This window comes from Gynuella sunshinyii YC6258 (assembly GCF_000940805.1).
Lineage (GTDB): Bacteria > Pseudomonadota > Gammaproteobacteria > Pseudomonadales > Natronospirillaceae > Gynuella > Gynuella sunshinyii.
In genome coordinates this window covers 1,937,633-1,962,207 of record NZ_CP007142.1, presented here as the reverse complement: position 1 = coordinate 1,962,207, position 24,575 = coordinate 1,937,633, and the positions used below count along the sequence as shown (strand labels likewise).

Below are 24,575 nucleotides of genomic sequence, written 5' to 3'. Positions count from 1 at the left end.
CGATGATCATCAGGTCCTGCAAACCAATAGAAACTGAATGTTGAGTATGCTGCTACAATTGATTTCAGGCTTTTCTTCATACCGCAAAAGTAAAAGGAATCCGGATTAGGATGAAATTAAGAACCAGGTATTCTTTTTTTATTCTGGGTCTGACGACTGGTAGTTTACTGATCCTGTCTATCTCATTGATCCTGTTGTTTGAAAATGCGTCAGCAGAACTGAACCGCTTGAATGTCAATGATTTAAAAGCCGAACTGACAGAGCGAATGCTCAATCGTTCCCAAACGATTTCCCGGCAATTTGCCAAAAACCTGGCCCGCCCTTTATACAACTACGACTATGAAACCATCCTTGATCTGACTAACGTAACGCTGGCCAATGACGAAGTCGAAACCATTCATATCTTTGATTTGAAAAATAATTATTTTGGCCACAGCGAAGGGATTGCCGATATTTTTGTTTCGACGGAACAGGTTGACAAACAGCTTCTACAAACGGTCAAACGTGGCATGACCTATAAAGAACCCTCTGAAGACCAACTGTTTATCGCTCAACCGATTCTGGTCGAAAACCGCGTTATCGGAGGAGTGGAGATGCTGTTTTCCCAAACCGATGTCATTAATGAAATCAAAGCGTTGGGAGATAAAGCCACTGAGCGCCGCATCCATAAAATATTCGAGTTTTTGAATATTGCCCTCGGCATTACCATCGCACTGACCATTGCGGTCATCTCTGTTGGCGATCACATTGCAAAACGTCTGGTTCACCCGATTGCCAAACTGGTTAAGTTCGCCAATGATATCGGTCAGGGCCGTTATCGTGAACATCTCAGTATCAAAGCAGATGACGAAATTGTTGCCCTCGCAAATACTATGAACCAAATGGTGGCAAACCTTGAAGAAAGGTCCCTTCGTATTCAGCATCTGGCCTATCACGACTCTTTAACAGATTTACCAAACCGCCTGTTTTTCAGCGAAATTCTGGAACGTTGGATCGATATTTCCTACAGCCATAAAAAGTCCTTTTGTTTGATGTTCATGGACCTGGATGGTTTTAAACGGGTGAACGATACCTATGGTCATGAACTTGGGGACGAGTTGATTCACCATGTTTCAAGCAGGATAAAAGCCCAACTGTCTTCTGTCATTCAGGAGGACAGTGATCGTCAGAAACCGTTCCTGGCACGGCTTGGCGGCGATGAATTCGTGTGTGTGCTGGAAATCAGCAGTCCGGCAGAGGCCGCGCACAATGCCACTGCACTGATCAAGATGATCAGCCAGCCCTATCACATTCTGAATTTTGATATTTATATCAGCTGCAGTATTGGCGTGGCGATCTATCCTGATGACGGCAACACCGGCAGCAATCTAATGAAACGAGCCGACATCGCCATGTATAGCGCTAAAAATGCCGGCAAAAACGACTTCCATTTTTTCTCTCATGAAATGGATCAGCAGGCCCATGACCGGGTAGCTTTAGAGAACGAGCTTCGCATGGCGCTGAGCCACAATGAACTTGGCGTCTGGTATCAACCATTGGTTAACCTCAAAGACAATAATATCTGTGGAGTGGAAGCGCTGGTGCGCTGGAAAAACCCGGTCCGGGGCTTCGTGGGGCCGGATATATTTATTCCAATTGCGGAAGAGTCCGGTCTGATTCTGCCGATCGGTGACTGGATCATAGAGACCATCTGTCATCAGTTAAGCGAATGGGAACCTCACCTGAAAGACGACTTCCATGTCGCTATTAATCTGTCTCCTATACAGATACGTCATTCTGCGTTGGAGAAAACACTGCTCAAGGCGATTTCTTCGCATCGCATCAAAAACGACAGGATTCATATAGAAATTACCGAGACCGCACTCGTGGAAAATGAGGCGGCAACCCTCAGGACTCTGAGTCAGTTGAATCAGGCGGGCATCAAAATATGGCTGGATGACTTTGGTACTGGCTTTTCCTCTCTGAGCCATTTGAAACAATTTCCAGTCTCTGGCGTCAAAATTGATCGCAGTTTTGTTGCTGATTTAGAACAGGATGTTGATGATCGTGCACTGATCAGCGCTATGATCGTTTTAGCCAATGCCATGACTCTGGACGTAATTGCCGAAGGCATAGAAACAGAGGCTCAGTGCTTATTGCTCAATGAACTGCAATGTCCGAAGGGGCAAGGGTATTTTTATAGCCGACCATTGCCGGGAGACCAACTCCTGGATTTATACAGATGGTGGCCAGGTAAATAATTCCCGGGTATTGGACAGTACCGCCCGCTGTATGGACTCAGGGTCCTGTTGCCGCAACTCCGCCAGACAATTCAGGATCAAAACCAGGTTTTCCGGGCTGTTACGAGAACCTTCGTGACCATAAAGACCCATATCCGGAGCGTCTGTCTCCAGCACCATTGAATGTAATGGCAATCGAGTCACGGCCGCCCGGATTTTACGGGCATTGGGTCGAGTGATCAGACCACCAATTCCCACCTTAAAACCGATATCGATAAACCTCATCGCATCTTCATAGCTGCCAGAAAAACCATGCACCACACCACGTACTCCTGGATAATCACGCAAGATATCCTGCAATCTGGCATGGGTTTTCACACTATGAAGTATGACTGGTTTATCGAGCTCCTGTGCTACACCCAGCTGATATTTAAGACTCAACAGCTGTAGCTCCGGATTGCCTTTGAGCTTATCAAGACCAGTTTCACCAATTGCCAGAACCGGAGCCGGTGAACTATCAAGGACTTTCGCAAGATCACGCAACGACTCAATCGCAGCCTCGCTTACATACCAGGGGTGTAACCCCAGAGCCAGAGCCACCTCTGGATACTCAGATGCCAGTCGCAGTTGTCTTGGCCAAAACCGGGGAGCCACTGACGGGACCATAAATCCACAGATATTGTGCTGCCGGCAGGATTCGATAATTCGTTGACGATCAGAATCAAAAGTTTCGAAATCAAGGTGACAGTGGCTGTCAATCAACATAAAAGCTCCTGTCATTCGGCAGAACAGTTCAGTGGATTACCAGTTCCAGTCTATTGACTGGCAATAGCTTTTCCAAGCAACAGTTTGTCCACATAAACAAATGTCACAAGCTCGTACTGCTGGGCCAGCGGCAGGCGCATACGCAGAAATCTCAGAGTCTCGGGATGAGGATGTGCTATGGCAATGGCACTGCCATTTTTCCTGGCTTTTTCCATTAGAACTTCAAACTGTCGATCCAGACTCTGACTGTCAAGATCATTATCCAGAAAGACTGTGCGGGTAGCGTAAGGAGTATTCGTCGACTCAGCGGTCTTCCAACCCAGGGAATCGGCTACCGTCAGACTGTCGACAAAAAACAGCTGGTGGCGGTTTAACTCTTCCATTAACCAGGACATGCTTTCCTGATCACGGGTCATCCGGCTGCCCATATGGTTGTTAACTCCAGTTGCATAAGGCACAGCAGCAAGAGCTTCATCCAACTTCTGGCGCTTTTGCTCGTCAGACATATCAACCTTCAACCCATACTCCCCCATAGGAAAACCACTCTCACTTTCCATTGGCAGATGTAACATGATTGCCTTGCCTTTACTGTGAGCATATCTGGCCAGGACCTGGGTGTAGTTTCGATCAGGTAGAAAAGCAAGAGTCACAGGAACAGGGAGGTCAATAGCCTGACGATCACGGCTCAGGTTATAACCGAGATCGTCAATAATAATGGCTACTTTAGCCTTTGATATCTGCGCCTCAGTGGCATGTACCAGACATGCCACTGAATACAGCAGACAAAACAGAACTAGCCGCATCGCATTACTTCATTATGGATACGATGTGCATACCTTTGAGCATATTAAGAGCTTCATAGAGCTGATAATCGGTTTCTGCCAGATTCTTTTCCGCTTCAGGGTCACCATTGGCTTTACCTGCTTCCGTCGAAGTTGCAGTGTTATTTTCCAGATGCCCCTGCAAATCAGATTCTTTAAAGAAACGGCTTTCTTCCAGATTCAGTTTTCCACGCTCAACCACGATATCAGGCACAATTCCCTGGGCCTGAATAGAACGGCCACTCGGAGTGTAGTAACGGGCGGTGGTCAGTTTCAGAGCACGGTTCTCACCCAATGGCAATATAGTCTGCACAGAACCTTTACCAAAACTCTGTGTCCCCATGATCACGGCACGTTTGTGATCCTGAAGAGCGCCCGCCACAATTTCAGATGCCGAGGCTGAACCGCCATTTATCAACACAACCAGATTCACACTATCAGAAGCGTCACCAGAGGTTGCACTGTACTTAAACTCAGAATCAGGCAGACGGCCTTCGGTATAAACGATCAAGCCTTCAGAGATCAACGCATCCACAACATCCACTGCAGCGTTTAACACGCCACCTGGGTTATTGCGCAGATCCAGTACCAGTCCGTTCAACTTATCGCCATTCTCATCGCGCAGTTTCTTCATTGCACTGACAAAATCAGGGCCGGTGCGTTGCTGGAACTGACTGATCCGAACATATCCATATCCAGACTCCAGCATCCGCTGACGAATACTGGTTACTTTAATGACGTCGCGTTTTATTTTGATTTCCAGCGGCTTGGATTCTCCAGAACGTACGACTGTCAGTAAAATCGTTGAGCCAGGCTCACCACGCATAATGTCGACAGCCTGACTGAGCGACAAACCTTTTACTGGTTTATCATCCAACACTGTAATCAGGTCTCCGGCCTGTATGCCGGCCCGAAAAGCGGGCGTATCATCTATCGGAGATACAACCCTAACGAATCCGGTTTCATCCATTGAAACTTCAATACCCAGGCCACCAAATTTACCACTGGTATCTTCTTTTAAGTCAGCAAAATCCTGGGGAGTCAGATAACTTGAATGAGGATCCAGTCCTGCCAGCATGCCGCGAATGGCATCTTCAAGCAGTTTTTGATCGTCCACTTCTTCAACATAAGAACGCTTTACGTGATCGATCACCTGAGCGAGGTTACGAATGTCATCGATTGGCAGACGGGTTTCAGGCCCTTTGCCTGCCTCAACCGAAGTACCAATGCCAATAAAAAGGCCCAAAAGACCTGCAGCAATAAATCCAATCCAAGTTTTCTTCATTGTGTTCATTCAATCAATCCACTTATAGTCACTTCGTATTTTACGCAGCAGTTTATTCTCTAGACTACCCGCTCCCTAAAGGACAATCATTATTTACGTGCTTTTTATGATGCCAATGTATTGGCTTCGTAGCTGCGATTATTGCTTTGCCAGCCACTTGGCAGGGTTTCTTGGCTTACCCTGATAACGAATTTCAAAGTAAACACCAGGCTCCTCCAGACCACTGTCACCAGCACGCGCCAGCAAATCGCCTTTGTTTACCCACTCACCCACAGATCGCAGCAACACTTCGTTTCGTCCATACAAACTCATGAAGCCATCGCCATGATCCAGAATGATCAATAACCCGAATCCCTTCAACCAGTCCGCAAACACGACTCTGCCATGATGTACGGCTGTCACACCAGCACCCTCTTTGGCTGCGATCAGGATTCCATCCCAAGTCAGCGGGCCAGCTCCCAATCGTTCACCAAAACGATGAGTCACTTTGCCCTGTGCAGGCCAGCCGAGTTGTCCCTGAACATTGGCAAATGGCACATCCATCTCAATCGGCACCAGCGACTGCAGAGACTCATTCATACGCTTCAGCAATTCTTCCAGCCGGGCACGATCCTCTTTCATCGTCACCAGCCGTTGTGAACCACTGGCAATCTGCTGATTCAGCTTGGCCAACAATTGGGTTCTTTCATTTTGCTGTTGCTTAAGGCGTTGATTGTCCTCCACCAGACGCTGATTGCTCTTGCGCAACTGCTCAGATTTATCATCCAGCGCCTGTTCAGTATGTTGCAACTCTGTGAGATCACTTTGATATTGAGTTAACAGGTGTTGCTGGGATTCACTCAGCCAGGTGGCATAATTGAGCATACGGCGCAGGTCATTTGGATTCTGTTGACTCAGAAGCATCTTCAATTGACTTTGTCGTCCCTGCTGGTAACTCGCAACCACTAGCTGTTCGATGTTCTGACGCTTCTTTTCCAGTGCCTGGCGGAGTTGAGTCTGGTTGCTCTGCAACTCCGCAATTTGCTTTTTTAGCTGCTCAAGCTCCTGCTGTAATCGTTCAATTTCAGCCAGATTATCGGAAATGGATATCTCGGTACTTTTTAATTTTTCTTGTAGACCGTCTTTTTGCTTGGAAACCTGCTGCAACCATTGGTTCAGCTTATCCATTTCCTGTTTCAATACTTTAAGATCTTCTTCAGTCGCCTGACGATCCTCTGCCAACGCAAAAGAGCAGAAAGATCCAATTAATACACACATAAGCAACAGAAACTTCATTTCGCTTTCCGTATCAAATCAAACAGCGTCTTTAAGACCATATCAAACATCATCACCTTCCTGCTCTCGATTCAGTAATGGAACTATGGTCATTACAGCAGGCAGGCACAAATAACCAATCACAACTGCATCCCCTCTCCTGCACATCCATGTGCCCGAGGGATACCGTTCATCCCACATATCCCTCTCCTGCACATCCATGTGCCCGAGGGATACCGTTCATCCCACATATCCCTCTCCTGCACATCCATGTGCCCGAGGGATACCGTTCATCCCACATATCCCTCTCCTGCACATCCATGTGCCCGAGGGATACCGTTCATCCCTGAACATAAAAAAGCCAGCTTGTTGCTGGCTTTTGGCATCAGTCTTGTCTGTAGTCTAGACGATCAGGTTTTCTCCCGTCATCTCTTCCGGAGCATTTTCACCCATCATCGACAATAAAGTTGGAGCAATATCACACAAACGACCATCGTTCAGTGATTTACCCTTGCCATGACCACTGACGTAAACCAGAGGCACCGGGAAAGTCGTATGGCTGGTCACCGGCCCACCTGTCTCAGGATCGACCATCAATTCAACATTACCATGGTCAGCAGTAATCAGGCAGTCTCCACCTGCTGCCAATATCGCATCAGTAACAGCTTTCAAACTGACATCCAGTGCTTCCACCGCCTTAATGGCCGCATCCATCTTGCCAGTATGACCCACCATATCACCGTTAGCATAATTACATACAATCAGATCATAAGCGCCACTTTCAATGGCTGCCACCAGTTTTTCGGTAACTTCCGGTGCACTCATTTCCGGTTTCATATCATATGTGGCAACTTTCGGAGAGGGCACCAGAATACGACTTTCACCCTCAAACTCATCCTCGCGACCACCAGAGAAAAAGAAGGTTACATGGGCATATTTTTCAGTCTCGGCAATACGCAATTGAGTTTTGCCAAGGTTGGCAGTCACCTCCCCGATAGAATTGACCAGATCCTGGGAAGGATAGGCGCAGCTGCACTTAATATCCGCAGCATATTCTGTCAGCATGACAAAATCAGCCAACTGAGGCCGAACTGTACGGTCCAGCGTTGAATCCAGATCTTCCTGAACAAAAGCCCGAGTAATCTCACGAGCACGGTCAGGGCGGAAGTTCATGAATATAACCGAATCCCCATCTTCAATTTTAACAGCCTCTGTACTGTTAGGGCGCACAGAAGTCGGGGGTACAAACTCGTCATCTTTATCCTGTTCATAAGCGGCACGCAATCCATCCACCGCTGTGGCAGCAACAATATCAGCATTGCCGCGCACCATAAGGTCATAAGCCTGCTGAACCCGTTCCCAACGGTTGTCACGATCCATGGCGTAGTAGCGACCGATTAACGAGGCAACATAACCAACATTCAGCTCTGCCAGCTTGGCATCCAGCTTCTTCAGAGTGGCTTCTGCACTACGCGGCGGGGTATCACGACCATCCAGAAAGGCATGAACATAAATTTTTCCGGCACCTCGTTTGGCAGCCATTTCAATGGCAGCAACCAAGTGATCCTCATGACTGTGAACCCCTCCTGGAGATGCAAGCCCCATAATGTGAACAGCACCATTATTGGCAATAGCCTTATCAACAGCACCGGTCAAAGCGACGTTGTCGAAAAAATCACCATCTTCAATAGACTTGGATACCCGGGTAAAACTCTGATAAACAATACGACCTGCGCCAAGATTCATATGACCCACTTCAGAATTTCCCATCTGACCCTCGGGCAAACCGACAGCCATTCCTGAGGTCTGTATCAGACTATGGGGATACTCGGCCCATAGACGTTTCCAGGTAGGACAGTCTGCTTTTTCTATGGCATTGGACTGGGAGGTTTCGCTGTATCCAAAACCATCGAGAATAATCAAGGCATGAGGTATTTTTTTGGACATTGGACTTTCGCCTGTAAGTTGAAAAACTGAATTGGAATATCACTATTCTACCTTGGTCGTATATAGGGTGCGAGGAAAGAAAACTAATTCACTCGATAGCATTGACCTGCACGTGTATACTCCACGCCTTCTTTTCAACCCTGTATTACGATTATTAAGTATGGAACAGTTTCTCGTCTTCATCATGAACCATTGGATCTTATCCGCAGTCTGGTTAGTCTTTTTCATTCTGGTCATTGTTAATGAAAGTGCCAGAGGCGGGGCTCAACTCAGCCCTCAGCAGGCGACTCGCCTGATCAACAGTGAAAATGCTGTGGTGCTCGACGTCCGCAAAAAAGATGAATTCAAAACCGGCCATTTGCCCAACTCACTGAATATTCCCGCAACGAATATCAGCAACAGACTTGGAGAACTGGAGCCCTACCGCAATAAGCCCATCATTCTGGTTTGCAAGACCGGTACCACGACAGGCGCGGTTGGAGCTACATTGAAGAAAGCCGGATTTGAAAACGTCGCTCGCCTCAAAGGAGGGATTACCGAGTGGCTCAGCAATAACCTTCCCCTGGTTAAATCCTGAAGCAGGCGATGAATATGGCAAACGTTACGATTTATTCATCCAACTACTGCCCGTTTTGCATGCAGGCAAAGCATCTACTGCAACAAAAAGGTGTTCAGTTCAATGAGATCGTAGTTGATGGAAAAGCCGACCTGCGCCGCGAAATGACTGCCAAAGCAGGTCGCCATACCGTTCCACAGATATGGATAAACGATACCCATGTCGGTGGTTGCGATGATCTTTACGCCCTGGAACGGGCTGGCAAACTTGACCCATTGCTTGGATAGTCTGCTTCTGATTACCGATTATTGATAGGAATACACAAGTCATGACAGAACAAAAAAAGCCGGTTTTCGGCATTCAAAGACTCTATATCAAGGATTCTTCGTTCGAGTCTCCTAATAGTCCACAGATTTTTCGTCACCCCTGGGAACCAAAAATCAATCTGGATATGAACACCAAAACCAAACAGCTAGATGCAGCCGTTTACGAAGTGGTTTTGATGTTGACCGTAACAACCAAAGTGAATGATGAAGTGGCGTTTGTTGCAGAAGTCCAGCAGTGCGGCATTTTCAACATGGAAAATTTTGAAGAAGAAGTCAAAAACCAGATGTTAGGTGCCTATTGCCCGAACCTGTTGTTTCCGTATGCACGGGCATATATTGATAATCTGGTGGTACAAGGCAGCTTCCCGCCTGTTCATCTGGCACCGATCAACTTTGATGCAATTTATCAGCAAAAACTCGCAGAGCTGAATGCCAATAGCGACAGCAGCTCCGAAACAGAATCGTCAATGCACTGATCCTGCTATAAAGTCTTGCCGGTAACCATTCCGGCAAGAATCGTTATAGCCACTCACCCTTCCCCATATACTGAGACGTTTTCAAACCCCTGCTCGCGCAAATAAAGCACCTGCATCTTGCTCATTACACCCTTGTCGCAATACAGCACATATGATTTGCTTTGATCCAGCTCAGGATATGCCTGACGGAGACGATAAAACGGAATCTCAAGAGTATTGATCGCCTTGGGAGGGGCTTTCAAGTCAATTTCATCAGGATGCCGGATATCGATCAGTATGTCGTCATCTGACAGATTAGAGCGATAAGGCACCTTATAATCGTTGGCATTTGTTACGTACAATTCATCGATGTTTCTGACAACCGTATTTTTGAGCGCAGCATCCAGCACAGCAAAGTCGAATTTCTGTTCTTCCGCCAATACTTTTTCGAGTCTGGCGCGAGTGGTCGGTTTTCTGGATATCACACCGCAGTATTCTGGCATCGTTTCAGCAAACCCAGCCGTACCGATTCGGCGGGCCTGATCAATAATCTCCTGCTTGTCCGATACAACCAACGGGCGAAATACCAGCTTATCAGTCACTTCTTCAATGACCTTGAGATTTATCATGGTCTGGCTGGAAACCTGGGCAATAGCTTCACCCGTTACAAATGATTCCAGATTGAAGCGTTCTGCAACCTGGTCTGCCGCCCGGTACATCATCCGCTTCAAAATAACACCCATATGGGAGTTATCGACTTTAGTTAAAATCTCGGCAACCACTCCCTCAAACGGTACGGCAATAAACAGCACCCGGTGACTGGAACCAAATTTCCGCCAAATGTATTCGGCCACCTGTTTAACACCATTTTCATGGGCTGAACCACCCAGATTGAAAAACAGGAAATGGGTACGAATACCACGTTTCATAATCTGATAGGCCGCGACTCCGGAATCAAACCCACCAGAGAGCAGAGTCAAAGTGGTTTCCTGGGTTCCGATCGGAAATCCCCGCAATCCATTGATACGGCGGGTAACCAGAAAAAGATCCTGATCGCGAATTTCTATTTTTATGACGATATCCGGATCATTCAGCTTTACACCTTTTGCCTCAGTATGCTGATTAAGCCCGCCACCAACATAACGCTCAACATCCAGGGAGGTGAAGTCATGCTTTCCGACCCGCTTGACCCTGACAGAAAATGTTTTGCCCTTCAGTTCCTCACGGTACAAGTCTTTAGCCTTTAAAAAGATATCTTCCAGACTTTGCAGCTGGAAACTTTCAACCTGAAGAATGTGTGCAATACCTGGCGTACAAGCCAGGGATTCAGCAATGGCATCACATTGATATTGACTGGCCTGACTCGACGGCTGAACGAAAAGATTGTCCCAAACGCCGCTAACGGCGACATTTGTATCAATCTTTTGCAGAATGTTTCTGATATTCTGCCGGAGTTGCTGAGTAAACCTTTTTCGCACCGGTTTGCTCTTGATGGTAACTTCTGGTGCCAGTTTGATAATAAATTTCATGACAACGTGCTTAGCTGGTTCTTTGGGCGCGCAATTATAGCGGTTTTGCGCCAAACACGAAGGAATGAGTTAAAAAAAATTCAATGCACCAAAAAAGAACACAAAAAAATCACAAAGCACAGTTACGATGCATGTGATTTTTTGCAGAGCAGAAAAACGCTAAGCTATAAGGTTTTCCTGCCATGGCACAGGCTTTGCTTTTTTGTGCACAGATACAGTGCGAACCGATACTCAGCAGCTCGGTTAAAAACATAACGTGGCGATAAGCCAATCAACTTCGGAGACTGAATAATGTCAGAAAAAACCCTTACTTTGATCAAGGAGTCTGAGGCTAAATGGGTTGACCTGCGCTTCACTGACACCAAGGGTAAAGAGCAACACGTCACCATCCCCTCATCCAGTGTTGACGAAGATTTCTTTGAAAATGGCCAGATGTTTGACGGTTCGTCCATTGCCGGCTGGAAAGGCATTAACGAATCAGACATGATCCTGATGCCTGACGATGAAACAAGTGTTCTGGATCCATTTACAGAAGACACAACCGTTATCATCCGTTGCAACATCATCGAACCCTCCACCATGCAGGGCTATGAGCGCGATCCTCGCTCCATCGCCATGCGTGCTGAAGAATATCTGAAATCAACCGGTCTGGGCGATACTGCTTTCTTCGGTCCTGAACCCGAGTTTTTTGTCTTTGACAGTGTTAACTGGCACACCGACATGAGCGGTTCCGGTTACAAAATTTCTTCTGAAGAAGCCGCCTGGTCTACTAACGAGTTGTATGAAGACGGTAACCTGGGTCACCGCCCAAGAGTCAAAGGTGGTTACTTCCCTGTACCGCCAGTCGACAGTCTGCATGACCTTCGTTCTGCCATGTGTTCTGCAATGCAGGCTATGGGCCTGGAAGTTGAAGTACACCACCACGAAGTAGCCACTGCAGGTCAGTGTGAGATTGGTGTTAAATTCAATACTCTGGTTAAAAAAGCCGACGAAACCCAGATTCTGAAGTACTGTGTGCACAACGTTGCTGCTGCTTACGGAAAAACAGCCACCTTTATGCCAAAACCAATCGTTGGCGATAACGGTTCTGGTATGCACTGCCACCAGTCTTTCTGGAAAGATGGCGAAAACCAGTTTGCAGGCGATGGATATGCAGGATTATCTGAAACAGCACTGTATTATATCGGCGGTATCATCAAGCATGCCAAAGCACTGAACGCTTTCACCAACCCTGGAACCAACTCTTATAAGCGTCTGATTCCTGGTTTCGAAGCACCTGTTATGCTGGCTTATTCTGCCCGTAACCGTTCGGCGTCTATCCGTATTCCTTACACTGCGTCACCTAAAGGCAAACGTATCGAAGCCCGTTTCCCGGATCCGATTGCGAACCCTTATCTGGCATTCGCAGCTATGCTGATGGCCGGCCTTGATGGTGTTAAGAACAAAATCCATCCTGGCGATTCAGCCGACAAAGACCTGTACGACCTGCCCCCGGAAGAAGCGGCAGCTATTCCACAAGTCTGTGGCAGCCTACGTGAAGCATTGTCCAGCCTGGATGCTGACCGTGAGTTCCTGACAGCCGGCGGTGTATTTACAGATGACACGATCGACGCGTATATCGAACTGAAAATGGAAGAAGTCTACCGCGTTGAGCACACCACTCACCCGGTTGAGTTTGATATGTATTATTCAGTTTAATCATCGCTCTATTTTTAAAAAGCGGCACAATGCCGCTTTTTTTATTTACTGTTTCCATCCCTTCTGCATATGCCCAAAAGCTCCCGGGTTTAAATAGCGCATACAATATAAAACAATTAATATGAGCGAGGCATTCTGACAGTGCCGTTTATTAAAATAATCTAAATCAGAAGGAACGATGATGAAACTTTACTTACTATCGCTAAAATCAATAACACTGCTTTTTACCTTGTTCTTGCTGGCCGGATGTGGAGGTGGAGATGGAGATGACTCCTCAGGAGGATCTTCAACCGCAAGCTATCAAGGAAAAACATCCGCAGCCACTGCCAGTGACAGCAACTACAAAGATCTTGCGTTGGCTGGTAGCTATGGTTCTGAGATGGCTGTAACATCCAATAACGTACCATCCATTGGTGGCCGATCTTTGGATCAAACGAGTATTCTTCCAAACCAATTAGTCATTCAGCTTACCAAAACGCCATCTTCAATATCCAGAAGCACTCGCGCCACGCAAGATATGTCTGCTGAAATCTGTGACAGCGGATCTGCTGTTGCCAACGGACAAGGCGATGAAAATTCTGGCGACTTCACGATTACTTTCACCAACTGCGCCATTGATGTCGGTGACGGCACGACCGCAGTCTATAATGGTGTTGCTCATTCGGTCTATTCGTCAGATGGTTCCTTCACTATCTCTTATCAGAATTTTACCATCCGATACAATGGAACCACTTCCAGTTTGAATATGACCTTCAGTTGCGATAGCAACTCAAATTGCACCTCCTATAACGATTTCTCTGAAGATGGGGTAACCTACCGGGTCAGTGATGCCAGCGTATACGGCGACAGCTCGTCTGGCTGGAATGTATCCGCTCGGGTCTATCACGAGAATTACGGCTACATCAACATTCAGGCTTCTAACCTCATTATGTGTAATAGCGGTGGTTTTAGCAGCGGATCTATCAGTGTCACAGACAGCACTAACACTGAAGTAATCAGTATCGTCTTTGATAGTTGCTCATCAATGACCGTCAGCTATAACGGTAACTCAGAAACAGTTAGTCAGTAAGACGACTTCCAGGTGCCGAAAGCACTTTTTCGGCACCCTCTTGCTTTGAGCACGACTCATCCCTACACCATCATTCACGCCAACATATCTTTGTAGTAAGCTCTCCGACCACTATATATGAACTCACAGGGCTATATCTTTGAAAATCAGCGTTATCTTCACTACCTACAACTCACCCGTCTGGCTGGAAAAAGTCCTCTGGGGCTTTAATTGCCAGACTGATCAGAACTTTGAGCTACTGATTGCTGATGATGGTTCTGGTGAAGAAACCCGACAGCTGATTTCCAGGTTCCAGCAGGAAGCTCGTTTTGAAATACATCATATCTGGCAACCGGACGAAGGTTTTCAAAAATGTAGAATCCTTAACAAAGCCATTGTTGCCGCGACGGGTGAATATATTGTCATGACAGACGGTGATTGCATTCCCCGCAACGATTTTGTCGCTGCTCATCGTCAAGCGGCCAAACCTGGATGTTTTCTTTCGGGTGGCTATTTTAAACTGCCCATGGAAACCAGTAAGGCAATTACCCGCCAGGACATTGAAGCAGGTAATTGTTTTGACAGAGAGTGGCTGGCCAAACATGGCGTAAAGCCCAGCATTAAGTTTATGAAGCTAACCAAGCAACCAACGCTGGCCAGCCTCTATAACACTCTGACAATGACGAAAAGATCCTGGAATGGCCATAACGCCTCTTGCTGGAAACAAGACGCTGTTAAAGTAAATGGCTTTGATGAAAGAATGAAATATGGCGGTCTGGATTGTGAATTTGGTGGTCGTCTACTGAATGCAGGCATTAAAGCAAAGCAAATCCGCTATAGGGCAATCTGCATACATCTTGACCATTCCCGTGGTTACGTTAACGAAGAAGACTGGAAAAGAAACCGAATCATCCGCAAAACGTCCATTCAGGAAAAATTGATTGAAACTCCGGCGGGCATCAAACAGTCGCAATGATAAATTTTCAGTGCTTTTTGCCGGCAATCAACTGACGATAAAACCCCACAATGGCCTGATTCGCATTTTCGAGATAATGGGCACTCAGATCCGGGTAATAACACTCGGGTCTTGATTGCAACCGTAACGACAGAACCCTGGAAAGATCATCAATATCATCCACTCGAAACAGGTCTCCCCCATAATCATCAACCAGCTCTTTACACCCTCCGACATCCGAAGCGATAACAGGTATACCAGCATCCATTGCTTCCAACATAACCCTGGGTAGCGGCTCATAGCGTGAAGGGCAGACCAAGAGATCAAAACATTGATATATGTCTTTAATATCTGTTCTATAAGAATGAAATGTAATGCGGGTATCGCCCTTGGCAAGCTCTTTTAATTGTTGTTCCTGATGACCGCTGCCAAAGAACGCGAGTTTGACCGGTAACGAGGTTTGCAGTTGTTTAAATGCAGGAATCAAAATATCCCAGGCCTTGCTTTCATGATAACGCCCGACAGCCCCGACAAGAATATCTTCAGGCCGATACCCCAAAGAAGCTCTTAATTCCATAAGTTTCTGATCAGGTAGCGCAGGATGATGCTGCAAGGAATTGTTGGCCTTAAACGTTTGCCCTTGATAAGCCGTCGGAATTTTTTCTATCTGCCAGCGGGCATTACAAATCAACCCATCCATCTGCAGAAAATGCGGACCATTGACTTCGATATGCAATGTGGAAACCGTGGCTGCAGCTGGATTTATTTTGGCTACTAATCGCGTTGAGCGTCGCAAGTGGGCATGAATAACATCAGGCTTAAAATCATTTATGGCTTTTTTCAATTGCCACTTGGTGAGAAATTTGGCGGGGATCTCTATTACCTTGACACGTCCGTCGAGATGATCCCGAATGGACACACCATGTCGACGATGATCCTTACGTATTACCACGCAAACCTGATGCTCTATACACTGTTGATTACTGGACTCCGCCGTGGAGCGCTCGGATCCAGCAAAACCTCGCGACAACAGAACATGCATAATTCGCAGGGAAGATCGGTTATTGGACATACCATCAAATAATTATTGAGAAAACAGTATCTTAATCGAGAATGACAGTGAATGCGACACTGTCACTTGCAACTCCGTTCCTCAAAATATCAACAACCCAAAAAAAAGCCTCACGAAGCTCGTAAGGCTTAACATCAGCTGTGTGTATGGACTTTAATGATATTTAATAAATATAACCAACTTTGGCTGTCAAACCTTTTATATCATCGCTTTTACTTCGAAAGCCAGCACCACTAATGACCCCATGATCTGTATCAAAAAACGAGTCAAGACCCGTAGGGCCATGGATCCTCAAGTCAAGCATCATTTCATAATTATCGCCGCTGTGGAAAGTTCGCGTATCACCTACCAACATACGCTGCTCTGAATCCCAGCGACGAGCCAAAGCATATACAGACTGCAAATCACTACTCTTAACGCGACCTCCAAAGCCTGTCACGATATACCCATCAGGTACTTCAACAAAGTTTTTTGGTGCTTCACTCCCGCATTGAACATAATGAGGCGAACCAAGTGAACCATCAACATTTACAGTACGGTACTTAAGCTTAACACCAACTGCATTTCCATGACGAATTCTTGTACCCAATCCAACAACGACAGATGACTCCGGTACAGAGCAATACGATTCAGCATCCAGACCCACTGTTACCTTAGAAACATCATAAACAGCGGATGGATCCCTGGGAAAAGAAATCTCATTGAGATTGGCAACCGCATTAACTTTAGCAGCAAGACAAAGGTCAAAATTTTCATAACATATAGATAACGCTTCCGCCAGGGTGTTGATATTTTCTTCAACAAGAACTTTCAAAGCTTTGTATTCAGGGACAATTGCATCCCATCTTTTTTGAATCATTGGTGTAAACGTTGATTTCAGTACAGACTCAATTTGGTTGATATTCTGGTACTGATCTTTTAATTGAACATACAATTCAGACCGGGCTTGGTTAATTTCCGGTGTCACTTGGCTTTCCCAGGAAAATTCAGGATCATCCACCAAAATATCCCGATAATTAACCGGTGTAATTCCGATCACTGCTGGACGTTCTTTCCAGGACGTATGTAATGGCCCATCTTCTCTCAAATAATTTATCAAGCTATCCAAGATCGAAAAACAGTTAGCAGTATCACATGCTTGAACATCGCTATTATCAACAGCCCCCAATATTGACCCCAATGCAGATGGATCACCACCTAATTGAGAAGCTGTAATAAAGATCTGAAGGTTTTGTTTATATTTTTCTTTAGTGGTATTAAGAAGTATTTTTAAGTCCTGAATTCCTCCAAGACTTACCCCCATCTCACTCTCAAATTTGTTTTTGAAAGCCTGGTTCGAAAAGCTCATACGAATAACAATATCAAGTACCCCACCACGCTTTAAATATCCGGCATAACTATCACCACAAATACTATAGAAAGTATTAATGCCTTTTGTATAAGCTGCCAACCCACGATTATTCAGGGGCATAGCAGAGTCAACGGGGACGAAACGAACACTGGGCGCTTCATACTTAGCTCTCAAGATAATTGTTGAATCAATATTGGTATTTTTCTCTTGCGAAGTGGAAGAAAGCTTGGCACTGGCATTAAGCCAGCTCGACTTGCCATTAATTTTAATTGTTAAGTCATCAAATGTACTATGGTAGTTAGAACTACTATCAAAACTCAGGCTACCAAAAGTATTGCCACTATTGTCAACTTCTGGCGAACCATCAATACAGGATACTATTTTTGGAACCTCGTTATCGCTTACATAACCGGCTCCGGCAAAAACGTCATCAAGAGAAATCTGACTCGTCTGACTGATAACCCCACTATTTTCGAAAAATGAATGAGAGGAGCTATTTTCTACTAGAGTATTGCTTGGTTTTGCGAGAGCATCAAAATGGTGAGTGATGGCTGATGAATATCCGGCGTATGATACTGCTAACATAGAAAACGTAAAACTTACTATTTTATTAAACATTACACATCCTTATTTATCTTTAGTTATTCAATCTAAATAGAATTTCAAAGTGCTATCTAAGATGTTCCAGAAACATTCATATTTTTTTGTATAGAAAAAGCTCCATATCAAAATATTATGGAAAAATCCCATTTGATAGAAAAACTTCTTTACAAGAAATTCAAATAGTCATTGAAAATCGTTTTATTTTCAACATGCTCTCATCATACTTTCGCTCTATCCCGAATATTTCATCAAACCCAGAATTCATTGCAATAAAACATTTTCGTTCAAGGATGAGCAGCACTTCTCTGATTCCTCAAACTTTGAATACAGTCTCCCCTGCGTTGATCAGCAACCGGTGACAGCACACTACGCGGCTTAAGGGCAAACAACTTTTTGATGCAGCACCCAATAGGAATACGCACGACTTAAAAGATGCGAATTCTCCGGCTATCGACCATACCGATCTTGAGTAACCTCAGACAAATGGTATCCATCTGCAAGAGTGCTTGTTCAATATTCTGCAACACCGGTTCCCGAATACGCTCCATCAGCGTATGAGCGAATTCCGCCAGCTATAACCGGAACTGATTGGCCACTACTCATGCCTGGAAATTCGTGTGGAAAACAAGAGCTTTTGTGCTTTAACTCGATTTTCAATGTCACCATGGGCGTAATAGGCTTTGCTATACGGAATTTACAACAGCTAACATCGGCGATGTGATTCTATGTACAGAATTGAGTAGCAAATAAGCCGGATTGCCAAAAACAGAATCCATTTTGGAAGTGATAATGATGGCTGATCATAAAGTGTTACCTACCCCTGATCAGTACAACTACCAGTCGTTTGTGTAGTCTCTGCTACCACAGTCTGTACCCATTAAAAAATTTCGTTTAAGTCACACCACCGTAAATAAGCAGAGGACTGTACCAGAGTGAAATCAACTCCTGCCTCCCGATGGTATTTACCCATGTGTCAGGTTACATACCACGTAAGGCTCATTAACCCTGACATCATCAAAGGAACGGAGTTATATTGCTAAGCCACTCAACACGCTCGAACCTCACTGACAACGGTCAGTACCATTATCAGGAAGTGAAAAGATGATCACGGTGATTTCCCGGCAACATAGCATTCATAACCCGAAGTTTGAGTTTTATCGGGGCGAAAAGGTTCCCTGCTTTGAATCTCCTCAACGGTTGGAGTATGTCATTCAGGCGTTGCATGACAGAGGCCATGACGTGCGAGAGGCAGAACAACTGTCTGATCGGGTGCTACCAACGGTACACAGCCAGAGGTACTTGCAGTTTCTGGCATCCGCATGGGATCAATGGACTGCTCTTGCAGCGGACAACATTGACAAACAACCCTTTCCATCCGTCTGGCCAGTCCGCAGCCTGCGCAGCGATATAGAACCAAAGAATTTTATTGCCCGGCTGGGACTTTACTCCATGGATAATGGCACACCGATGGCTGCTGGCACCTGGGTAGCCGCCAAAGCAGGGGCTGATGCCGCCGTCAGTGCGGTCGCTCTGTTGAATGCCGGTCACACCAGTGCCTTCTGCGCCACCCGTCCACCGGGTCATCATGCCGGACCGGATTTCATGGGCGGTTATTGCTTTCTCAATAATGCCGCCATCGCGGCGCAGTCATTGCGCGACAGCGGCTGTCAACGAGTTGCAATCATCGATGTTGACTACCACCATGGTAATGGAACCCAGACTATTTTTTATGATCGGCCAGATGTTCTGTTTGTCAGCCTGCATGGCGATCCGCGTACTGAATATCCTTTTTATCTAGGTCACGCAGATGAAACAGGCAGAGGAGCTGGTCAAGGATATAATCTGAACCTGCCCATGACTGCCGGAACCGATACAGCCACGTGGTTTGCAGCACTGGACACGGCCTGCCGGCAGATAATCAGGTTTCAGGCCGACGCCCTGGTTATTTCCCTCGGACTGGACACGTTTGCCGAAGACCCGATTTCCCGGTTCACTCTGCAATCCGATGATTTTTTCCACATTGGCACTCGTCTGGCGACTCTCAGACTCCCAACAGTGTTTATCATGGAAGGAGGTTATGCCACCACCGCATTAGGCCACAATACGGTCAACGTGCTGGAAGGTTTTGACAATGCCTACTGACCGAATATCAACCCGGCACGGCTTCATCCAGCTTTCTGACAGCACCCTCATATATCCACTGTAGAGACTGCTTCAGCTGACGTACGGTCTGACCACGTAGAGGTTCCGGTAACGTCATCGCCAGTTTGGTGGTAGCACCTGCGGATTCGCACATGATGATGGAAATACTCTGGAACACATCAATCTCTTCTGCCGTCGGCTTCCGTGGTCCGAGTTTTCCCATGGTGTCGGCAATCAGTTCTGCAGTACGAATTGTATCCTGAGTATTCAGCTCTCGCAGTTCCGGTGCAGCAGCGACGCAGGCCCAAACCTCAATAAAGGCCTGTTGCTCACGTTGCGCCAATACCATCAGATCAACCATGCCATCGATCAACACTCCGATATCTGTATCATCACCAGACTGAATTGCAATTAATTCAGCTGACAGATGCTCATAAACCTCGTTGGTATAGCGTGACCAGATTTCATGCACGATGGAAAGTTTGGTTGGAAAGTACTGATACACGGAAGCAATCGGCATGTCTGCCTCACGGGCAATCTCACGCATGGAGATTGCTTCATAGCTTCGCTCCGACAGTAACTTAAGTGTTGCTGCCACCACACTTTCAAACCGGACAATACTGCGTTCCTGCTGCGGGATTCGCTTCAATCGTTTGTTCAAATCTTTACTTGACAACTAAATGTCCTCTTGATCAAAATGCAATCAAAACATGATCAATGCTCATATTAATGCATTGTAACAATAATAAATCCTGGTGACACAGGCTACCGGAATATAAAAAAGCACGCTATGAGTAGTAAGCATTCTTCTTTACCTCCGCCAACCTTGACTCATCCTTCAGATGTCAGTCGTTATCATATATTAGCCATGGATCTTGGCACTTCAGGCTGCAAAACTGCAGTCGTGCGCCTGGATGGAACGGTTATTGGTTTTGCTGCCAAACCTGTAGCCATGCATGTGGTTGCCGAAGTCGGTGCCGAACAAAACCCTGAAGACTGGTGGCAGGCATTCCTGCTGTCAGCAAAAGAGGTGTTAAAGCAAACCAAGGTTGACCGGCAGTCAGTGGTTGCTGTCGTCTGTTCCTGTCAAGGTGAAGGCACTATCCCAGTTGACCGTTCGGGAACTCCGCTGACCCATGCCATGTTGTGGCTGGACATGCGAGGCAGAGCGGCGGTTCATCGGCTGGTGAAGGGAGCACTTCCTTCGGTAGCGGGTTACGATCCAATCAAGCTGTGGCGCTGGATACGTCTCACCGGTGGAGCGCCTGCACTGTCTGGCAAGGATCCTGTCGGCCACATGGCATTTATCCGCGAATCATTGCCGGGCATATATGAAAAAACCTATAAATTTCTCAACGTCCTGGATTTTATGAATCTGCGCCTGACGGGTGAAATGGTGGCCACTGTCGACTCCCTGCTCACCTCATGGGTGACCGATAACCGCGACCCGGCCCATATTAAAGTGGATGACAAACTGATTGAGATGAGCCGCATCGACAGGGACAAGTTTCCTCAGCTGGTTCGCTGCACAGATCAGATCGGCACGCTGCTGCCGGATATCGCCGATGAACTGGGCCTGTCCCGGCGCACCCGGGTCATTGCCGGTTCCGTCGACAACACCGCATCAGCATTGGGTTCAGGCGCCATTGGTGATGGTGAATTGCACTTATATATCGGGACTTCGTCCTGGATCGGTGCTCATGTACCTTACCAGAAGACCGATGTCTTTCGTCAGATTGCGTCAGTACCCTGTGCCTTGCCGGACCGTTATCTGATGATGGCCATGCAATCCGCCGCCGGCTCCAACCTGGCGTTTCTCAAGGACAATCTGCTGTTTCCAAAAGATGAACTGACAACCCGACCCGCCAATGCGGACATTTTTCAGGTACTTGGGCGCATGGCGGCAGAAATACCGGCCGGATCGCGCGGCCTGTTGTATTTACCCTGGCTGATGGGGGAACGGACTCCGGTGGATGATCCGAACCTGCGGGCCACGTTGATGAACTTATCACTGGAACATACCCGGGCAGATATTTTCCGCGCCATCATGGAAGGGGTGGCATTGAATACCCGATGGATGATGGGTTCCGTACACAAGTTTTTGAAACAACAACCCAACGAAATGACCGTTGTCGGTGGCGGTGCCCAATCGGACCTCTGGTGTCAGATTCTGGCTGACACCCTGGACATGGTCATCCACCAGCCTGAACAACCACTGCAGGCCAATGTCCGGGGAGCAGCATTTATTGCCGGGGTCGGCATCAATGCCATCGACTTTTCAGATATCCAGACTCATGTCAGCAGACAGGCATCATTTGAACCCAATCCGCAGAATCGCGGTATTTACCAACAACGCTACCAGGAGTTTCTGGCGGCCTATCGGGCCTTACGCCCGGTTTATAAAACACGAGCAAAGAGAGCAGGCTTATGAATCAGACCCAACAGATCTGCCAGCGGGTCATCGATACCGCCATCGCCCTTGCGGACCAGGGTTTTCTGGCCGGTACTGGCGGTAATCTGGCCCTACGAATTGATGCTAAAACGTTCGCGATCACCCCCTCGGCATCGGACTATTACACCATGACACGGGATGAAATCAGCGTACTGAAACTGGCTGACCTGTCTCAGCTGGCCGGCAGTAAACCGGCATCGGTGGAAAAAGGCCTGCATGCGAAGGTTTTGCTGGCTTTCCCTGATTGCCAGGCCAGTATTCATACCCATCAGCCAATTGCCAGTGCCTTCACACTGCTGAATCAGGCACTGACCATCCGCGACGACAATCACCGGACCATTCTTGGCAACCAGGTTCCGATTGCCGGTTATGCGCCTTCTGGTACTTCCTGGCTGACCAACAATGTCGCGCGGCTGTTACGTGCGGACATTCACGCCTGCCTGATGCGCAATCATGGCGTCATCTGCTGGGGCAAAACCGTTGAAGAGGCCTGCCAGGTGGTTACAACTCTGGAACAGGCGGCCAGGGAATGGTTTCAAGACATACTTCACACACAAACCCGCCGAAACAACCCGGCACTTATCGATCAGATTCAACAGGCACTGGCCGGTTAACAGGAGGAATTCACTATGAATATGCAACAGCAGACACCTGATCAATCGTTTGGGATCAGCCACTGGCCAGACACCGACGAAATCTATGCGCGACTAAACACGCTGGTCAAACAACCTATTCGCCCTATTCGTAGGGAACATATGGATAAAGTCATGGCATACTTTGAACAGCGCTGCCAGACTTCCAAGCAGATTGCTGAACACGCCAAAACCGTCATTCCGGGTGGCGTACAACACAATCTTGCCTTTAACTATCCGTTCGCCCTGGCCGTCAAGGAAGCTAACGGAGCGCACCTGACCGATGTAGATGATAATCGCTATATCGATTTTCTACAGGCGGGTGGCCCCACGCTGCTGGGTTCCAATGATCCGGTCGTACAACAGAAAGTCATTGAAACCATTCAGAACTGTGGTCCGGTCACCGGACTACTGCATGAATACGAAGTCAAACTGGCCGAACTGGTCTGCCGCCATGTGCCATCAGTGGATATGTTCCGCATGCTGGGCTCGGGTACGGAAGCGGTTATGGGGGCTATTCGTCTGGCCCGCGCCTACACCGGCCGCAAACGGGTGATTAAAATCGGCGGTGCCTACCATGGCTGGAGCGATCAGATGGTCTATGGTATGCGGATTCCGGGCACTGGCCGCCATGAAGCCCACGGGATTCCCCGGTCATCCACGGCCTTCACCCAGGAAAGCTTCCCCAATCATCTGGCGGCGATACGTCGCAAATTGATGTTTAACCGCCTGCGCGGTGGCACGGCAGCTATTATCGTCGAGCCGCTGGGACCGGAAAGCGGCACCCGACCGGTAACCCGCGAGTTCAATGCCGGCCTGCGTCAGCTGTGCGATGAATTTGGTGCTTTGCTGATTTTTGATGAAGTGGTGTCCGGGTTCCGGGTTGGCATGTCCGGTGCTCAGGGTTATTTCAATGTCACACCGGACCTGACAATCTTTGGCAAATGCCTGACTGGTGGCTATCCCATGGCTGGAGGCATCGGCGGCCGTAAGGACATCATGATGGTACTGGCCGGAGGTATCGGAGCCAGTGGCAGCAAACGCGCTTTTGTTGGCGGTACACTGTCGGCCAATCCTTTATCCTGCGTGGCGGGCTATTATGCCCTGGAAGAAATGGACAAACGCAATGCCGCGTTTCATGCCGGCCGTGCCGGCGACCGGCTGACAGCAGGATTGAGCGATATCATCGAACGCCTGAAACTGCCCTATGTCGTGTACAACCAGGGCTCTGTGGTGCATTTGCAGACATCCGGAGTACTGCTGTTAAACGCCCGTAATCCGATCAAACTGTTAAAAGAAGTCAAACCCCGCAAACATATGATGGAGGAAATGGGTGCAGCCTATATGGCACATGGTTTGGTGACCCTGGCCGGCAGCCGCATGTATACCAGCATGGCGGACACCGATGACATCATCGATGAAGCACTGAATCGTTTTGAAGACGTGTTTAAACTGGTCTAATCCG

At 47.3% G+C, this 24,575-nt stretch carries 20 protein-coding genes; 11 read left to right on the top strand and 9 right to left on the bottom strand.

Translation table 11 applies throughout. The annotated features are described in order from the left end of the window. Nucleotides 1-110 precede the first annotated feature (110 nt). Nucleotides 111-2,240 carry a putative bifunctional diguanylate cyclase/phosphodiesterase gene (locus YC6258_RS08695; RefSeq protein WP_044616649.1) on the top strand — a complete coding sequence of 710 codons (2,130 nt, stop codon included), beginning with the start codon at nucleotides 111-113 and terminating at the stop codon, nucleotides 2,238-2,240. Here YC6258_RS08695 and YC6258_RS08690 read toward each other — a convergent pair. The 5 genes from YC6258_RS08690 to gpmI all read right to left on the bottom strand — a co-directional run bounded on the left by YC6258_RS08690 (nucleotide 2,214) and on the right by gpmI (nucleotide 8,291). Then, the gene (locus tag YC6258_RS08690) at nucleotides 2,214-2,984 is read right to left on the bottom strand and encodes a TatD family hydrolase (protein ID WP_044616648.1); all 771 of its coding nucleotides are present in this window, start codon (nucleotides 2,982-2,984) and stop codon (nucleotides 2,214-2,216) included. The genes YC6258_RS08695 and YC6258_RS08690 overlap by 27 nt on opposite strands. Before the next feature lie 50 nt (nucleotides 2,985-3,034). After that, on the bottom strand, nucleotides 3,035-3,787 hold the full coding sequence (locus YC6258_RS08685) for a divergent polysaccharide deacetylase family protein (protein ID WP_082070619.1): 753 nt from the start codon (nucleotides 3,785-3,787) through the stop codon (nucleotides 3,035-3,037). Between the two features lie 4 nt (nucleotides 3,788-3,791). Then, the gene (locus YC6258_RS08680) at nucleotides 3,792-5,099 is read right to left on the bottom strand and encodes a S41 family peptidase (protein WP_052830170.1); all 1,308 of its coding nucleotides are present in this window, start codon (nucleotides 5,097-5,099) and stop codon (nucleotides 3,792-3,794) included. A gap of 129 nt (nucleotides 5,100-5,228) precedes the next feature. Continuing rightward, nucleotides 5,229-6,365, bottom strand: coding sequence for a murein hydrolase activator EnvC family protein (locus YC6258_RS08675; protein WP_044616647.1), 1,137 nt, complete (start codon nucleotides 6,363-6,365; stop codon nucleotides 5,229-5,231). Nucleotides 6,366-6,746: 381 nt separating this feature from the next. Then, complete coding sequence (gene gpmI / locus YC6258_RS08670) at nucleotides 6,747-8,291, bottom strand: 2,3-bisphosphoglycerate-independent phosphoglycerate mutase (RefSeq protein WP_044616646.1); 1,545 nt, start codon at nucleotides 8,289-8,291, stop codon at nucleotides 6,747-6,749. Between the two features lie 160 nt (nucleotides 8,292-8,451). Between gpmI and YC6258_RS08665 the strand changes: the two genes are divergently transcribed. From YC6258_RS08665 to secB, 3 genes are read left to right on the top strand one after another with little or no spacing between them, the layout of a single operon-like run. Further along, complete coding sequence (locus YC6258_RS08665) at nucleotides 8,452-8,868, top strand: rhodanese-like domain-containing protein (protein ID WP_044616645.1); 417 nt, start codon at nucleotides 8,452-8,454, stop codon at nucleotides 8,866-8,868. A gap of 14 nt (nucleotides 8,869-8,882) precedes the next feature. After that, entirely contained in the window at nucleotides 8,883-9,134 is a 252-nt protein-coding gene (grxC, locus tag YC6258_RS08660; protein ID WP_044616644.1) for a glutaredoxin 3, read from the top strand. A gap of 41 nt (nucleotides 9,135-9,175) precedes the next feature. Further along, complete coding sequence (gene secB, locus YC6258_RS08655) at nucleotides 9,176-9,649, top strand: protein-export chaperone SecB (protein WP_144407592.1); 474 nt, start codon at nucleotides 9,176-9,178, stop codon at nucleotides 9,647-9,649. 53 nt (nucleotides 9,650-9,702) lie between these two features. Here secB and thiI read toward each other — a convergent pair whose 3' ends face one another. After that, entirely contained in the window at nucleotides 9,703-11,157 is a 1,455-nt protein-coding gene (thiI, locus tag YC6258_RS08650) for a tRNA uracil 4-sulfurtransferase ThiI (protein WP_044616642.1), read from the bottom strand. A 291-nt stretch (nucleotides 11,158-11,448) separates the two neighbouring features. On the opposite strand from thiI, the gene glnA reads away from it, so the two are divergent. From glnA to YC6258_RS08635, 3 genes are all read left to right on the top strand, one after another. Next, nucleotides 11,449-12,855: a glutamate--ammonia ligase gene (glnA, locus tag YC6258_RS08645; protein ID WP_044616641.1), complete on the top strand. Its 1,407-nt coding sequence runs from the start codon at nucleotides 11,449-11,451 to the stop codon at nucleotides 12,853-12,855. Between the two features lie 181 nt (nucleotides 12,856-13,036). Then, the gene (locus YC6258_RS08640; protein WP_044616640.1) at nucleotides 13,037-13,924 is read left to right on the top strand and encodes a hypothetical protein; all 888 of its coding nucleotides are present in this window, start codon (nucleotides 13,037-13,039) and stop codon (nucleotides 13,922-13,924) included. 139 nt (nucleotides 13,925-14,063) lie between these two features. Next, nucleotides 14,064-14,879, top strand: a complete 816-nt coding sequence (locus YC6258_RS08635) for a glycosyltransferase family 2 protein (RefSeq protein ID WP_044616639.1) — start codon at nucleotides 14,064-14,066, stop codon at nucleotides 14,877-14,879. Nucleotides 14,880-14,886: 7 nt separating this feature from the next. Here YC6258_RS08635 and YC6258_RS08630 read toward each other — a convergent pair whose 3' ends face one another. Next, nucleotides 14,887-15,930 (bottom strand): glycosyltransferase, encoded by a 1,044-nt coding sequence (locus YC6258_RS08630; protein WP_044616638.1) that lies wholly within the window; start codon nucleotides 15,928-15,930, stop codon nucleotides 14,887-14,889. Nucleotides 15,931-16,093: 163 nt separating this feature from the next. Then, complete coding sequence (locus YC6258_RS08625; protein WP_044616637.1) at nucleotides 16,094-17,899, bottom strand: hypothetical protein; 1,806 nt, start codon at nucleotides 17,897-17,899, stop codon at nucleotides 16,094-16,096. A 1,086-nt stretch (nucleotides 17,900-18,985) separates the two neighbouring features. On the opposite strand from YC6258_RS08625, the gene YC6258_RS08620 reads away from it, so the two are divergent. Then, nucleotides 18,986-20,026 carry a histone deacetylase family protein gene (locus YC6258_RS08620; RefSeq protein ID WP_044616636.1) on the top strand — a complete coding sequence of 347 codons (1,041 nt, stop codon included), beginning with the start codon at nucleotides 18,986-18,988 and terminating at the stop codon, nucleotides 20,024-20,026. Nucleotides 20,027-20,033: 7 nt separating this feature from the next. Here YC6258_RS08620 and YC6258_RS08615 read toward each other — a convergent pair whose 3' ends face one another. Then, nucleotides 20,034-20,702 (bottom strand): TetR/AcrR family transcriptional regulator, encoded by a 669-nt coding sequence (locus tag YC6258_RS08615; RefSeq protein WP_044616635.1) that lies wholly within the window; start codon nucleotides 20,700-20,702, stop codon nucleotides 20,034-20,036. A 114-nt stretch (nucleotides 20,703-20,816) separates the two neighbouring features. On the opposite strand from YC6258_RS08615, the gene YC6258_RS08610 reads away from it, so the two are divergent. The 3 genes from YC6258_RS08610 to YC6258_RS08600 are packed head-to-tail and all read left to right on the top strand — an operon-like array spanning nucleotide 20,817 to nucleotide 24,571. Next, nucleotides 20,817-22,457 (top strand): xylulokinase, encoded by a 1,641-nt coding sequence (locus YC6258_RS08610; protein WP_082070618.1) that lies wholly within the window; start codon nucleotides 20,817-20,819, stop codon nucleotides 22,455-22,457. Beyond that, entirely contained in the window at nucleotides 22,454-23,092 is a 639-nt protein-coding gene (locus tag YC6258_RS08605; RefSeq protein ID WP_044616634.1) for a class II aldolase/adducin family protein, read from the top strand. Before YC6258_RS08610 ends, YC6258_RS08605 begins: the two co-directional genes overlap by 4 nt. A gap of 15 nt (nucleotides 23,093-23,107) precedes the next feature. Continuing rightward, a complete protein-coding gene (locus YC6258_RS08600; RefSeq protein ID WP_044616633.1) occupies nucleotides 23,108-24,571 on the top strand; it encodes an aspartate aminotransferase family protein in 1,464 nt (487 codons plus the stop codon). Nucleotides 24,572-24,575: the final 4 nt, after the last annotated feature.